Origin of the sequence: Aeromonas sp. CD, from assembly GCF_033349375.1 — a bacterium.
Taxonomy (GTDB): Bacteria; Pseudomonadota; Gammaproteobacteria; order Enterobacterales; family Aeromonadaceae; genus Aeromonas; species Aeromonas hydrophila.
The window spans coordinates 3,801,853-3,814,781 of sequence record NZ_CP137631.1 but is presented as its reverse complement, the minus strand read 5'-3'; the positions used below and the strand labels follow the sequence as shown (position 1 = coordinate 3,814,781).

Below are 12,929 nucleotides of genomic sequence, written 5' to 3'. Positions count from 1 at the left end.
CCTTATTCGATGATGAACAGCGGCTCGTCGAATTCGACGGCCTGACCATTTTCAACCAGGATCGCTTTGATCACACCGGCCTTGTCAGACTCGATTTGGTTCATCATTTTCATGGCTTCGACGATGCACAGGGTATCGCCGACATTGACGTGCTGACCGACTTCCACGAACGGCTTGGCTTCCGGGCTGGAGGAGCGGTAGAAGGAGCCAACCATCGGGGAGCGCATCAGGTGACCGCTCGGGATGGCGTCGGCAGCCGGGGCAGCAGCAGCCGGTGCGGCGGCAGGCGCGGCAACCGGGGCGGCAGCTTGTTGCATGATCATCTGCGGAGCAGCGGTCACCTGACCGGAGAAGTTGCGGCTGATGCGAACGGACTCTTCACCTTCGGAGATCTCCAGTTCGGCGATGCCGGACTCTTCAACCAGTTCAATCAGCTTCTTGATTTTGCGGATATCCATTAGCATTCTCTTTCTTCTTTATCTGATCAGTGATTATCAAGCCGCGCGCAACTGGTGCACGGCCGCGGTTAAAGCGAATTGGTAGCCATCGGCCCCCAGCCCACAAATGACCCCCTTGGCGACATCAGACAGATAGGAGTGATGGCGGAAGGGTTCCCTGGCATGGACGTTGGACAGGTGAACCTCGATAAAGGGGATAGCCACACCCAGCAGCGCATCGCGGATGGCGACGCTGGTGTGAGTGAAGGCGGCCGGGTTGATGATGATGAAATCCACCTGACCCATGGCCTGGTGGATGCGGCCGACCAACTCATGTTCGGCATTGGATTGCAGGTGTTCCAGTGTGACCCCGAGTTCGCCGGCGTTGTGCGTCAGATCGGCGACGATCTCATCGAGCGTCTTGCTGCCGTAGATGCCCGGTTCCCGTTTGCCCAGCAGGTTCAGGTTCGGCCCGTTGAGCAGGAGAATTCGGTGTTTTTGCGACATATTGAGTACATCCTCGATGATAATGCTGCTATCTGTCAGCCATCTTGTGGACTATCAGAAATCTAGTCATTTTCTGCGCAAATCGATGTGCACTGGCACACAGATTTCGCAATTATATTGATTTCGTGAAAATTAGCAGCATTTTACTGGTCTAATCTCTACATCTGTCTATTTTTTGCGCTAATTGGTGCGTTATTGAAACGCTCAGTAGCAAAGACGACAAAGCCGGCTCGAGGCCGGCTTTGGAGGCAGGAACGCAGTCAGGATCAGGCTGCTTCCGACTTCTCGCGGATAAGCTTGTCCACGACCCCTGGATCCGCCAGGGTGGAGATATCCCCCAGGCTGTCGGTCTCGCCGGTGGCGATCTTGCGCGGAAATATGGTGCGCATGATCAAGCCGCTTCTGACTTCTCGCGGATAAGCTTGTCCACGACCCCGGGATCCGCCAAGGTGGAGATATCCCCCAGGCTGTCGGTCTCGCCGGTGGCGATCTTGCGCAAAATTCGCCGCATGATCTTACCGGAGCGGGTCTTGGGCAGCCCCTCGGCCCAGTGGATCACGTCCGGGGTGGCGATGGCGCCGATCTCCTTGCGGACCCACTCCTTCACCTCCTTGTGCAGCTCCCGGCTCGGCTCCTCGCCGGCGATCAGGGTGACATAGGCGTAGATGCCCTGACCCTTGATCTCGTGCGGCACGCCCACCACCGCCGCTTCGGCGATCTTGGGATGGGAAACCAGCGCGGATTCAATTTCGGCGGTGCCCATGCGGTGACCGGAGACGTTCAGTACATCATCCACCCGTCCGGTGATCCAGTAGTAGCCATCCTCGTCGCGACGGGCACCGTCGCCGGTGAAGTAGCGGCCGGGGAAGGTGGAGAAGTAGGTCTGCTCGAATCGCTCGTGATCGCCGAACACGGTGCGCATCTGGCCCGGCCAGGAGTCGGTGATCACCAGGTTGCCCTCGGTGGCCCCCTCCAGCGGTTCGCCCATGTTGTCCACCAGCGCTGGCTGCACGCCGAAGAAGGGACGGGTAGCCGAGCCTGGCTTGAGGTCGGTGACGCCGGGCAGCGGGCTGATGAGGATGCCGCCGGTCTCGGTCTGCCACCAGGTATCGACGATGGGGCAGCGTTCCTCGCCTATGGTGCGGTAGTACCACTCCCAGGCTTCCGGGTTGATGGGCTCGCCTACCGACCCCATGATGCGCAGGCTCGAACGGGAGGTGCCGGCTACCGCCTCGTTGCCCTTGGCCATCAGCGCGCGGATGGCGGTAGGGGCGGTATACAGAATGCTGACCTGGTGCTTGTCCACCACCTGGCTCATGCGGTTGGTGGCCGGGTAGTTGGGCACCCCTTCGAACATGATGGTGGTGGCGCCGTTGGCAAGCGGCCCGTAGACCAGATAGGAGTGGCCGGTGACCCAACCCACGTCGGCGGTACACCAGTAGATGTCCTCTTCGTGGTAGTCGAAGATGTACTTGAAGGTGAGGGTGGCATAGACCAGATAGCCGCCGGTGGTGTGCAGCACCCCCTTGGGTTTGCCGGTGGAGCCGGAGGTGTAGAGGATGAAGAGCGGATCTTCGGCCCCCATCGCCTCGGGCGGGCAGTCGGCGCTGACGGTGGCGACGGCGTCGTGCCACCAGATGTCCCTGTGGTTGTGCCAGGCAATGTTGCCGCCGGTGCGCTTGAGCACGATCACCTTGTTGACCTTGGTCTCCGGGTTGGTGAGCGCTTCATCCACGTTCTTCTTGAGCGGCACCGGACGGCCGCCGCGCAGCCCTTCATCGGCGGTGATGACGATGGAAGAGCCAGAGTCTATGATGCGACCGGCCAGGGCTTCCGGCGAGAAACCGCCGAACACGATGCTGTGCACCGCGCCGATGCGGGTACAGGCCAGCATGGCGATGGCGGCTTCCGGCACCATGGGCATGTAGAGGCAGACCACGTCGCCGCGATGCACTCCCTGCGCCTTCAAGACGTTGGCAAACTTGCACACCTCGGTGTGCAGCTCGCGGTAGGTGAGCTTGCGATCTTCGGCCGGGTTGTCCCCTTCCCAGATGATGGCAACCTTGTCGCCGCGCTGGGCCAGATGGCGGTCCAGACAGTTGGCAGAGACGTTGAGCAGGCCGTCTTCATACCATTTGATGGAGACGTGGCCCGGATCATAGGAGGTGTTCTTGACCCTGGTGTAGGGCTTCATCCAGTCGAGGATCTTGCCCTGCTCGCCCCAGAAGGCATCCGGATCCTGCACCGAGGCCCGGTACATGGCTTCATAGCCTGCCTTGTCCAGCAGGGCGCCGTTGCTGATGTGGGCTTTGACCGGGTAGACCTTGCTCTCGCTCATGTGTCACTCCTTTGAATACATTCTTGTAATGATTAGGTAACAACTTATACCTTTGGCGGGGGAGGGCAATTAGACTTTTGGATAGATGGCAACATCCGCTTACAGTCGAGTCGATGACAATTCATCGCTGATTGGGTAAAACGTCGTTTTAGCGACGGAGATAGTCCCATGTTGACCCTGCTATTGTGCTCCTCCCTCTGGCAGTTCGAGGCCCCGCAGGCCACCGATGAGGCCGCATTGGCTGCCCCCCATGCCAACGACCTTGCGCTGACACCGGCACAGCCCGCTTCGCCATCCCTGCGGGACCACATCAGCGGTCAGTTGAGCGAGGCCTGGCTGGCGCGCAAGCCGTCGGTGTCCGTCACCCTCGAAGAGAAAAAATCCTCCTATCCGCAGGGCTCGTTGCTGGAAGAGTCACGCCGGCAGCAGGACGAAGGGTGGGATGCCAGGCTGACCTTCAACTGATGAGCGTCACCTGAACCGCTGGCGCGGCGCGGATCCCGGCGCACCGCTAGCACCAGGCGCCCTTGCGCGAGCCCAGCTGCTCGGCCAGATGGGGCTCGGCCAGCGGGTGGCTGAACAGATAGCCTTGCCCCTCCTGGCAGTGCAGTGATTGCAGAAACTGGCGTTGGGCCTGGGTCTCAATCCCTTCGGCGGTAACCACCATGCCCAGGCTGTCGGCCAGGTTGATGATGGTGCGGCACAGCTCCCGGCTGTGCTTGTCATCGGGCAGTGCCTGCACGAAGGTACGGTCAATCTTGATGCGATCGATGGGCAGGCTCTTGAGCAGGCTCAGGGATGAGAAGCCGGTGCCGAAGTCGTCGATGGCGATCTGTACCCCCAGCGCTTTCAGGCGTCTGAACAGCTGCAGGCTCTGATCGACCCGCTGGATGATGCTCTCGGTGACCTCTATCTCCAGCTTCGCTGGCGGAAAGCCGGTCTCGGCCAGGATGGCGGCGACCCGCTCCACGTAACCTGCCGAGCGCATCTCCCGCACCGACACATTGATCGACAGCCTGGGGACCGCCAGCCCGGCGGCCAGCCACGCCTGTCCCTGCCGGCAGGCGGTGCGCATCACCCACTCACCGATCTGTTCGATGAGCCCGCACTCCTCGGCCACCGGGATGAAGCGGGTGGGCCCTATCATCCCCTCGCTGGGGTGCTGCCAGCGCAGCAGGGCCTCCAGCCCGCTCATGCGGTTGCTGGCTAGCTCCGTCATGGGCTGATAGAGGACGCAGAGCTGATGCTGCTCGATGGCCTTGAACAGTCCCTGCTCCATGCTCATTCGCTCCCGGGTCTGCTCGGTCATGTCCGGGGTATAGAACAGATAGCCGTTGCGGCCCCGGTTCTTGGCCTCGTACATGGCGCTGTCGGCGGCGCTGACCAGGGTATCCGGGCTGGTGGCGTGTTCTGGATAGAGGGCGATGCCGATGCTGGCGGAGACGGCCACCTGCTCGTGGCCGAGTTCGACCGGCTCGCGCAGGCTGGCCAGCAGTTGTTCGGCGAGTCGCTCCAGCTCCTGTGGCCGTTCAAAGAAGGGGATCAGCACCAGGAATTCATCGCCACCGAGCCGGGCAGCCACGTCGTTGTGGCGCAGGACGCGGCGGATCCGCTCGGCCAGCAGCTTGAGCAGCTCATCGCCGGCGCTATGGCCCAGGGTGTCATTAATTAGTTTGAAGCCATCCAGATCGATAAACAGCAGGGCCAGTTGCTGGTGGTTGAGCTGGGCGGTCTTGAGTTCCAGCTCCAGCCGCTCCTGCAGCAGGTTGCGGTTGCCGAGCTCGGTCAGGGGATCGTGATAGGCGAGGTGGTTGAGCTGTGCTTCGGCCTTGCGAATGGCGCTGATGTCGGAGAAGGCGATGACGTAGTTGGTGGTGTTGTGGCGACTGTCGTGCACGGCGCTGACATGCTGCCAGGAGGTGAAGTAGCCGCCATCCTTGCGCAGGCACATCATCTCGCCATGCCAGGCGTGACTGCCGGGCAGCAGGGTATGCCAGGGATAATCGATGTCGGTGTGGCGGCGCGGATGCATGATGGCCTCCGGCGACTTGCCCACGATCTCCGCCTCTTCATATTGGGTCATGCTGGAAAAGGCCGGGTTGACCGAGATGATCTGGCGCTGGCCATCCATGATGATGATGCCTTCGGCAGCGGTCTCGAATACCACGTTGGCCTGGCGCAGCTTGTCCTCCTGGTTGCAGCGACTGGTGGCATCGTGGATCACCCCGGTGATGCGCCGCCCCTGATGGTCGGTGGCTGCCACGTGATCGGCGTGAATGTCGACCCAGCCCCGCAACTGATCCGGCCCGAGATAGCCGAGGGTGAGGTGAATGGGGGCCGTGCCGTTGACCGCCGCCCTGAACTGCTCGCCAGAGAGCGGGTCGAAGCGCTTGATGAACTGCTCCATCCCCCCCTGAAACTGGTTGGCCGCAGTGCCGAGCAGGCGCTCGACCTGGCCGTCAAACTGCAGCCTGTCCTCCGTCACATGCCACTCCCACACCCCGATCTGGCCGGCACTCATGGCCAGTTGCAGCCGCTGCTGCGCTTCGACCTGCTCGGTGACGTCCCGCACTATGGTGAGGATGCGGTCGGGCACCCCCTGTTCGTCCAGCATGGGGCTGTAAATGGCCTGCCAGTGGCGTTGCCGACCCTGATGGGCCGCGGTATGGCCGCTCAGGTTCAGCTCGACCCGGGGGACGCCGCTGCTGATGATCTGCTGGAACAGGGGTTCCAGCACCGGAGCCAGCGTGGGGACGATTTCGCGCAGGTATCTGCCGTAGTGCTCTTCTCGGGAGAGGCCGTTGAGATCGGCCAGGGTCTGGTTGACGCTGCGGCAGCGAAAGTGGCGGTCAAACACGCCTATGCCAAACGGGGCCAGTTCGAACAGCTGCTGCAGCTCGTTCATGTTCAATTGCCCCGCCAGCGGGGGATCCGGCATGGCATTGAAAGTCTCTTCGCCCATCGCGCGCTCCTGAATTGACTTCTTTGTCATTTAAACTGCTGTCAGTATGGCATGAAGCATTCTGGAGGGAAGAGAGGGGCGTCATTCGCCCCCTTTTTTACGGTGTTACCAGCTGAAGTGATAGCTCAGGGTCAGGTTGATCATCGGTTGCCAGTCGTGCTCCTTGATGAGCCACTGCTTGGCGCCGAACTCGGTGCCAAGCCGCCACTGCTGCCAGCGCCAGCTGCGTTCCAGCGTGACTCCCCAGTCCCGCAGGCCCTCATCTGCCCCATAGGCGGCCATGTGGGCCTGACTGCCTCGGGTCAGCCAGAGGTTGAGGGAGATCTCGGCCGGCAGCGGCAGGCTGTGCTCCATGTACCAGAGCTGGCCATAACGGCCGCTGACGTCATAGAGCTGGCCCAGGGTGAGCTGGTGATCGTCGTCCAGTTGCCAGCCGAGGCGCCAGAAGGCGCTGAAGCGGTTGCGATCGACCACCTGCATGGGCGCGACGCCGACCGCGAAGAAGCTCTTCTTGTAGAGCGGCAAGGCCAGCCCGGCGCTCTGGCCATCGGCGAAGAGCAGGCCGACCTGGGTTTCCCGCTCATAGGCGAGCCAGAACTGCATGCTGGCATCGGCGCTGACCCCCGCCTGATTGCTGCCGAGCTGCCACTGACCGCCCAGCTGCCACTGGTTGTCCGGCTCTTTGGCCGACAGGGACAGGGTCAGGAACAGCAGCGGCAGCCAGCACTTATTTGCCATAGAGCCGCACCCAGTCCCGGTCCTGATGCATGCCCATCAGGTGGCAGATGATGCCGGAGCGCTGGAAGGCATAGATGAGCAGTACGCTGGTGGCGCTGAGCGCCATGATGAGGCCGAAGTTGTTGGGCAAGATGGTGCCCTGACGGGCGGTCCACCACAGCAAGAGCGGGCCCCACAGGTGCACGAAGATGCTCTTGTGGAAGATGAAGACGGTCAGCGAGTACATGCCGATCCAGTTGAGCGGGCGCCAGCACAGCCGGATGTTGCGCTGATGCAGCCAGAGCACGGCCCCGATCACCAGAAACTCCATGCCCCAGATGCCGGCGCGGCCGACCATGTCCATCGCCAGTTCGTGTTCGTTGGCGTAGATGTCGCTGAGCTCGACCGTGCTGGTCTCGCCGAACATGAGATAGACGGCCAGCGCCACCAGCGAGAGCGTCAGCACCAGGCCGTTGAGGCGGTCCCGCCATTGGGGCCGCTGATGCCAGCACCAGCCATAGAGGAAGCCGAAGCAGCCGCTGGCCATGAAGAGGTCGAGGCGGGCATCCAGCTCGTAGTCGGGGTGCACGTGCAGCTTCATCCAGCCGTCGATGTGACCGAGCAGATCCTGCACGCCGAGCTGATCCAGCAGCAGGCTGAGCAGGGTCAGCAGCAGCATGCCGCGAATGCCGAACCAGGCGTAGACCAGCGAGAAGAGCGCCAGCAGGCACATCCACAGCATCACCGGGTAGAACGAGATGGCCTCGCCGAAGTTGGGGGCGATCACCAGCCCTTCCACATAGAGCACCAGAATGATGCTGGCGAACAGCACCAGCTTGCCGCCCAGTTGCGGTCTGAAACTGGCCTGATCGCGGCGACTGAGATTGAAGGCGGCCAGTGCCAGGTAGATCTGGCTGACCCAGGGAATGAGCCAGGCCGAGACCTGAGCCGTGGTGTGATCCATGGGCAGCAGCTGGCCGGCCATCGCCTTGTGCGACAGATAGAAGCTGTCCCACAGGGCGTGTTCCCGGTTGAAGAAGTCGATGTACCAGTAGTTGAGGTAGCCGGTGTAGTGCTCGAAGACGGCCATGAAGATGACGAGCCCTCGCAACAGGTCGAGACCCGTGATGCGTGCATCCTGTGGAGGCATGCTGATGCTCCTGCATTGGTTGGAAAAGGAGCGGCACTATAACGGTTGCGGCGAAACTGAACGGGAGCTGAATGTAAGCGAATGTTACCAGCAATTGAGGGTCTGCCCTTGTGACAAGGGCGGATGGGCGGATCGGGCTGTCATGATTTGTAATAGTTTTGGCGGTTTATCAGCCTTTCTGGCGGCCGAAGGCCTGGATGCCGCGCACCAGCACCAGCAGGCCGAGCCCGTGAAACGGCAGCGCCAGGGCGAGCAGCAGCAGCCAGTGGGCCTCGCTGCCGCTGCTGTTGATGAAGTCGACCCAGGCGGCCAGCAGGGCCAGCATGCCCGCTATCTGGAAGCGACGGCGCAGTACCACCTCCACCCCGAGATTGGCGAGGTAGAGGGTCAGCAGGATGCCGGCGAAACCGGTGAGCTGGGCGGTGCCGTAGAGGACGCGGTCCGGGTTGAACAGCAGGGTCACGAGGGGGGTAAGGCCCTGATCCAGCGGGATCAGGGCCAGCAGCCAGCAGGCGATCAGCAGCAGGGCCGTCTTCATGTCGAACTCAGTCGGCGGCTGGCGCCGGTTTGACCAGGCTGAGGTAGTTGGCATCCATGGTGAGGAATACCCCCAGCAGGCGGGCGCTGGCGCCGTAGAAGCCAAACGGATCGGCGGCGCGGCAGGCGCGCTCGAAATGCGGGAACCAGGCCAGCAGATGGCCGTGCAGCAAGGCCTCCTGCTCGCCGAGCCACTGTTCGCGCAGATCGGCGCTGGCGGCTTCGGCGGCGCGGATGATGAGATTGCCCATCAGATCCAGTTCGACCCCCAGATGATCGACCGGTTGTTGGTATTTGGCGCTGACATCGATATTGAGCCGGCTCAGCCGCGCCTGCATGCGCTCGAGCGCAGCGGCGTCCTGGTGGGCGGATTCATGGGGAGAGACGGCGTCGTTGGCCAGGAACAGCTCATGGAAGTCGCCGGCCAGCGCGTTGGCCCGCTCGGGGCGCACCAGCAGGCGGGCGATGGCGTCATTGAGCTCGGCCACGGCCGGGCGCATCGGATCGAGCGTGGAGAGGCTCTTCAGGAAGCTTCGCACATCATAGCTGTCGTATTCGGCGATCTGTTCGTCACTGAGCTGGGCGGTAAACAGGGTGGCAAACCACCAGTAAAGTTCGGCCCGACGTTCGCTAGTGGCCAGAAATTCCTGCATTTTTCCTCCGTGGATGGCAAGCGGGAAGCAGACTGAGCCCGATTCTAACGGCTTTGGCAGAAAAGTTAACCCATAGGTGACAATCCGCCGAACAAGTCGGGAAAAACGCCGCCAGAGGCGGCCTTTTCAGGGCATGTCGGCGACGGTGTCAGGCGGTGGGGCGAGTCTCGAACTGCGGCAGCTCATCGGTGATCTCGTGCCAGGGAGCCTTGGAGCCGACGAAAATGTGAAAGCCGGGTCGCTGGCTCGGCGCCGTGTCGAGAATGCCGAGGCGCAGATTCAGCTTGCCGCTGCTGCGCTTCTCGCTGAACAGGCTGGAGCCGCAGTGGCGGCAGAAGGCGAGGGTGGTCTCGGGGGATTTCTGGAAGCGGCTGATGGCCTCCTCTCCTCGAGTGATGGTGACGAGCGCGCCATCCAGGCCGCCCACCGGGGCGTAATCGGCGCCGGAAAATTTGCGGCACTCGGAACAGTGGCAGTTGCCCAGATAGTCGAAGCGGTCGGGCAGGCTAAGGGCGACGGCGCCGCACAGGCAGCTGGCGGTCAATGATGTCATCTTGCGGATCCTTGGCTGATGGGTCAGAGCTCCTCGCGATAGAGCGTCTTCTTGCAGCGGGTGCAGATATGCTGGCGCCGGAAATCGGTCTGGTGCACCAGGCCCACATCCAGTTGCTGATGGTGGCCGCAGTGAATACAGAAGATGATGTCGCCATCGATGGCTTCCGGGTGCGCTGCCAGATACTGCTCGCGGGTGGGCAGTTGATCCCACTGCGTGACAAAGGGACTCTTGCGAGTGCCGGTATAGTAGATCCAATAGAACAGCGCGAATACCGAAATAATCAGAAACAGCATCAGGTTATCCAGCATGGCTTACTCCCATGAGGTCTGCGGTGCAAAGAGGCAAGGGGGTGACGTGAGCAGCAGTTGACCGGATGCGATGAGAGGGCCCTTCTGTTGCCGGTCGCGTCGTTGCTGCGCATGCCGGGCAACCGCTGTGCCAGCTAAAGATGTTATCTGTTAGTAAATGCTATATCCATGATCTGGCTCTGGTTTTGGCAGTTCGGCCAGTCCGGGCCCGGTCATGTTGCCCGGGCGGTAATAGGGGATGGCACGGCTGGCGTGGGTGTCGGGTGATGACGGTCTAGCCGATTGGGGAGCATGGGCATTGTGAATTTCGCGACACATTTTACATTTTTTAAACAAATTTTTGGGTGGTTGGACTGTCTCTTTGATCCAGCTCACGTTACAATGCGCCTGCCCACTTCACCTATCGCGCAAACGATTTTCAGGAGAGAAACGGATGTTGAAACGTGACATGACCATTGCCGGCTATGATCCAGAGCTGTGGCAGGCCATCACAGACGAGACCCGTCGTCAGGAAGAGCATATCGAGCTGATTGCGTCCGAGAACTACACCAGCCCCCGTGTCATGGAAGCCCAGGGCTCCCAGCTGACCAACAAGTACGCCGAGGGTTACCCCTCCAAGCGTTACTACGGTGGTTGCGAGTATGTGGATGTGGTTGAAACCCTGGCTATCGAGCGCGCCAAAGAGCTGTTCGGTGCCACCTACGCCAACGTGCAGCCGCACTCCGGCTCCCAGGCCAACAGCGCCGTCTACATGGCCCTGCTGCAGCCGGGCGACACCGTGCTGGGCATGAACCTGGCCCACGGTGGTCACCTGACCCACGGCTCCCCGGTCAACTTCTCCGGCAAGCTGTACAACATCATCCCCTACGGCATCGACGAGTCCGGCAAGATCGACTACGACGACATGGAACGTCAGGCCGTCGAGCACAAGCCGAAGATGATGATCGGTGGCTTCTCTGCCTACTCCGGCATCGTCGACTGGGCTCGCATGCGCGAAATCGCCGACAAGGTCGGTGCTTGGCTGTTCGTCGACATGGCTCACGTGGCCGGCCTCATCGCCGCTGGTGTCTACCCGAACCCGGTTCCCCACGCTCACGTGGTCACCTCCACCACCCACAAGACCCTGGCTGGTCCGCGCGGTGGTCTGATCCTCTCTGCCGCCGACGACGAGGAGCTCTACAAGAAGCTCAACTCCGCCGTATTCCCGGGTGGTCAGGGTGGCCCGCTGATGCACGTCATCGCCGGTAAAGCGGTGGCTTTCAAAGAGGCGCTGGAACCCGAGTTCAAGACCTACCAGGCTCAGGTCGTGAAAAACGCCAAGGCGATGGCAGCGACCTTCATCGAGCGCGGTTACAAGATCGTCTCCGGCGGTACCGACAACCACCTGATGCTGGTTGATCTGATCGGCCGCGAGCTGACCGGCAAAGAGGCCGATGCGGCCCTTGGCAAAGCCAACATCACCGTCAACAAGAACTCCGTGCCCAACGACCCGCGCTCCCCGTTCGTCACCTCCGGTGTGCGGATCGGTACCCCGGCCATCACCCGCCGTGGTTTCAAGGAAGCCGAGTCCATCCAGCTGACCAACTGGATCTGCGACGTGCTGGACAACCACGACAACGATGCCGTGCTGGCCACCGTGCGTGAGAAGGTGCTGGATATCTGCCGCCGCTTCCCGGTTTATGGCTGATAAGTCAGACCATCCGGTTTGAGACCAATGCCACCCACGGGTGGCATTGTTTTTTTGTGGCGTTTGGCAACACAGGAGGGCCTGATGACGCTGAACGGCGAAGAGCATAGCGGGCAAGGCAATCTGACCATGGCCAGGGAACAGCAAGAGCTGGCGCTGGAGGCTGCGCTCAGGCAGGCGATCCGCGCCCAGTACCACTTTCGCGCCAGCGAACAGGGGCTGCTGGCTTGGGATGTGCGCCGGCTGGTGCGACTGAGCCGCGATCTGCCGGTGCAGGCGGTGGCGCTTGGCGAGATTGCCGAGCTCGATCAGGTGCACTGGTATGGCCATGACGCCGCCAGCCCCACGGTGCGCAGCGTGGTGGAGCACTGCCAGTTGATGATGGCGGCCGATCTCGCCTATCCCATCCTGCTGGACAGCGCCGGTCGGGTGATGGATGGCATGCATCGGGTGGGCAAGGCGTTGCTGCTGGGTCACTGCCATATCGAGGCGCGTCGCTTTGCCGTGGATCCCGAACCCGATTATCAGGGCTGCGACCCCGATACCCTGCCTTATGATGATTGAGCTCGGTTGATTGGATAGTCAGGGTGAACATCGGAAACACTATTTTCAAGAGATGGATTGCAGGAGATAGCTCAGTGAAGAGAGTGCTAGAGATTCGGAACTATCGGCTCAAAGTCGGGAGTGGAGCGATTTTTCATAAGTTGGTGGCAGAGCAGAGTTTGCCTCTACATCGTGAGTGGGGGATGGATGTGGTGAATCACGGACCCTCCCTACATGATCCGGACGTTTATTTTTTGATGCGGGCTTACGATGACCTTGAGGAATTGAACCGTTCACAGGCGGCATTCTATGCCACTGAAGCATGGCGGACAGGTCCGAGAGAAGCCATTGTCGAGTTGATAGAGAGCGACGCCAATACTGTGCTCTGGTTGTCTGATGTCGCCATTGATGCACTCCGTGGTTGCTGATGGCATCTGTCACATCCCTTGTTTCCACGGGCTTTTACCGGTTCCGGATGGCCGTGCTACACTGGCCGGCCTAGCGCCAGCCCCCGGGGCCGGCGCCCTTTTCCGT

General features: G+C 61.5%; 15 protein-coding genes. 4 read left to right on the top strand and 11 right to left on the bottom strand.

Annotated elements, in window-relative coordinates; translation table 11 throughout:
• Positions 1-2 precede the first annotated feature (2 nt).
• The 4 genes from accB to acs all read right to left on the bottom strand — a co-directional run bounded on the left by accB (position 3) and on the right by acs (position 3,282).
• Positions 3-458 carry an acetyl-CoA carboxylase biotin carboxyl carrier protein gene (accB, locus tag R2E40_RS17615; protein ID WP_011707112.1) on the bottom strand — a complete coding sequence of 152 codons (456 nt, stop codon included), beginning with the start codon at positions 456-458 and terminating at the stop codon, positions 3-5.
• Between the two features lie 36 nt (positions 459-494).
• Positions 495-944 (bottom strand): type II 3-dehydroquinate dehydratase, encoded by a 450-nt coding sequence (gene aroQ / locus R2E40_RS17610; RefSeq protein WP_016351748.1) that lies wholly within the window; start codon positions 942-944, stop codon positions 495-497.
• Positions 945-1,210: 266 nt separating this feature from the next.
• Positions 1,211-1,333: a hypothetical protein gene (locus R2E40_RS17605; protein ID WP_256042660.1), complete on the bottom strand. Its 123-nt coding sequence runs from the start codon at positions 1,331-1,333 to the stop codon at positions 1,211-1,213.
• Between the two features lie 2 nt (positions 1,334-1,335).
• On the bottom strand, positions 1,336-3,282 hold the full coding sequence (gene acs, locus R2E40_RS17600) for an acetate--CoA ligase (RefSeq protein WP_041216250.1): 1,947 nt from the start codon (positions 3,280-3,282) through the stop codon (positions 1,336-1,338).
• A gap of 168 nt (positions 3,283-3,450) precedes the next feature.
• Between acs and R2E40_RS17595 the strand changes: the two genes are divergently transcribed.
• Positions 3,451-3,747 (top strand): hypothetical protein, encoded by a 297-nt coding sequence (locus R2E40_RS17595; RefSeq protein ID WP_318164015.1) that lies wholly within the window; start codon positions 3,451-3,453, stop codon positions 3,745-3,747.
• Between the two features lie 46 nt (positions 3,748-3,793).
• On the opposite strand, the gene R2E40_RS17590 is transcribed toward R2E40_RS17595, so the two are convergent.
• From R2E40_RS17590 to R2E40_RS17560, 7 genes are all read right to left on the bottom strand, one after another.
• Complete coding sequence (locus tag R2E40_RS17590; RefSeq protein ID WP_318164014.1) at positions 3,794-6,244, bottom strand: EAL domain-containing protein; 2,451 nt, start codon at positions 6,242-6,244, stop codon at positions 3,794-3,796.
• A gap of 105 nt (positions 6,245-6,349) precedes the next feature.
• The gene (locus tag R2E40_RS17585) at positions 6,350-6,982 is read right to left on the bottom strand and encodes a hypothetical protein (RefSeq protein WP_318164013.1); all 633 of its coding nucleotides are present in this window, start codon (positions 6,980-6,982) and stop codon (positions 6,350-6,352) included.
• A complete protein-coding gene (locus R2E40_RS17580; RefSeq protein ID WP_318164012.1) occupies positions 6,972-8,111 on the bottom strand; it encodes a hypothetical protein in 1,140 nt (379 codons plus the stop codon). Before R2E40_RS17580 ends, R2E40_RS17585 begins: the two co-directional genes overlap by 11 nt.
• Positions 8,112-8,280: 169 nt before the next feature.
• Entirely contained in the window at positions 8,281-8,649 is a 369-nt protein-coding gene (locus R2E40_RS17575; protein ID WP_016351742.1) for a hypothetical protein, read from the bottom strand.
• Between the two features lie 7 nt (positions 8,650-8,656).
• Positions 8,657-9,301, bottom strand: coding sequence for a molecular chaperone TorD (gene torD / locus R2E40_RS17570; protein WP_017409304.1), 645 nt, complete (start codon positions 9,299-9,301; stop codon positions 8,657-8,659).
• A 148-nt stretch (positions 9,302-9,449) separates the two neighbouring features.
• A complete protein-coding gene (locus R2E40_RS17565; protein ID WP_024944278.1) occupies positions 9,450-9,854 on the bottom strand; it encodes a GFA family protein in 405 nt (134 codons plus the stop codon).
• A 23-nt stretch (positions 9,855-9,877) separates the two neighbouring features.
• Entirely contained in the window at positions 9,878-10,165 is a 288-nt protein-coding gene (locus tag R2E40_RS17560) for a hypothetical protein (RefSeq protein ID WP_017409302.1), read from the bottom strand.
• 433 nt (positions 10,166-10,598) lie between these two features.
• Between R2E40_RS17560 and glyA the strand changes: the two genes are divergently transcribed.
• From glyA to R2E40_RS17545, 3 genes are all read left to right on the top strand, one after another.
• Positions 10,599-11,852 (top strand): serine hydroxymethyltransferase, encoded by a 1,254-nt coding sequence (gene glyA, locus R2E40_RS17555; protein ID WP_318164011.1) that lies wholly within the window; start codon positions 10,599-10,601, stop codon positions 11,850-11,852.
• Positions 11,853-11,981: 129 nt separating this feature from the next.
• Positions 11,982-12,416, top strand: a complete 435-nt coding sequence (locus R2E40_RS17550; RefSeq protein WP_318165572.1) for a hypothetical protein — start codon at positions 11,982-11,984, stop codon at positions 12,414-12,416.
• A gap of 74 nt (positions 12,417-12,490) precedes the next feature.
• Complete coding sequence (locus tag R2E40_RS17545; protein ID WP_318164010.1) at positions 12,491-12,823, top strand: NIPSNAP family protein; 333 nt, start codon at positions 12,491-12,493, stop codon at positions 12,821-12,823.
• The last annotated feature ends 106 nt before the right edge of the window (positions 12,824-12,929 follow it).

Bases quoted from the DNA above. Each gene is read 5' to 3' on its own strand.
- accB (WP_011707112.1), bottom strand. From the start codon at position 458: ATGGATATCCGCAAAATCAAGAAGCTGATTGAACTGGTTGAAGAGTCC.
- R2E40_RS17580 (WP_318164012.1), bottom strand. From the start codon at position 8,111: ATGCCTCCACAGGATGCACGCATCACGGGTCTCGACCTGTTGCGAGGG.
- R2E40_RS17605 (WP_256042660.1), bottom strand. From the start codon at position 1,333: ATGCGCACCATATTTCCGCGCAAGATCGCCACCGGCGAGACCGACAGC.
- torD (WP_017409304.1), bottom strand. From the start codon at position 9,301: ATGCAGGAATTTCTGGCCACTAGCGAACGTCGGGCCGAACTTTACTGG.
- R2E40_RS17565 (WP_024944278.1), bottom strand. From the start codon at position 9,854: ATGACATCATTGACCGCCAGCTGCCTGTGCGGCGCCGTCGCCCTTAGC.
- R2E40_RS17550 (WP_318165572.1), top strand. From the start codon at position 11,982: ATGGCCAGGGAACAGCAAGAGCTGGCGCTGGAGGCTGCGCTCAGGCAG.
- R2E40_RS17560 (WP_017409302.1), bottom strand. From the start codon at position 10,165: ATGCTGGATAACCTGATGCTGTTTCTGATTATTTCGGTATTCGCGCTG.
- R2E40_RS17585 (WP_318164013.1), bottom strand. From the start codon at position 6,982: ATGGCAAATAAGTGCTGGCTGCCGCTGCTGTTCCTGACCCTGTCCCTG.
- R2E40_RS17595 (WP_318164015.1), top strand. From the start codon at position 3,451: ATGTTGACCCTGCTATTGTGCTCCTCCCTCTGGCAGTTCGAGGCCCCG.
- R2E40_RS17590 (WP_318164014.1), bottom strand. From the start codon at position 6,244: ATGGGCGAAGAGACTTTCAATGCCATGCCGGATCCCCCGCTGGCGGGG.
- R2E40_RS17575 (WP_016351742.1), bottom strand. From the start codon at position 8,649: ATGAAGACGGCCCTGCTGCTGATCGCCTGCTGGCTGCTGGCCCTGATC.
- aroQ (WP_016351748.1), bottom strand. From the start codon at position 944: ATGTCGCAAAAACACCGAATTCTCCTGCTCAACGGGCCGAACCTGAAC.
- glyA (WP_318164011.1), top strand. From the start codon at position 10,599: ATGTTGAAACGTGACATGACCATTGCCGGCTATGATCCAGAGCTGTGG.
- acs (WP_041216250.1), bottom strand. From the start codon at position 3,282: ATGAGCGAGAGCAAGGTCTACCCGGTCAAAGCCCACATCAGCAACGGC.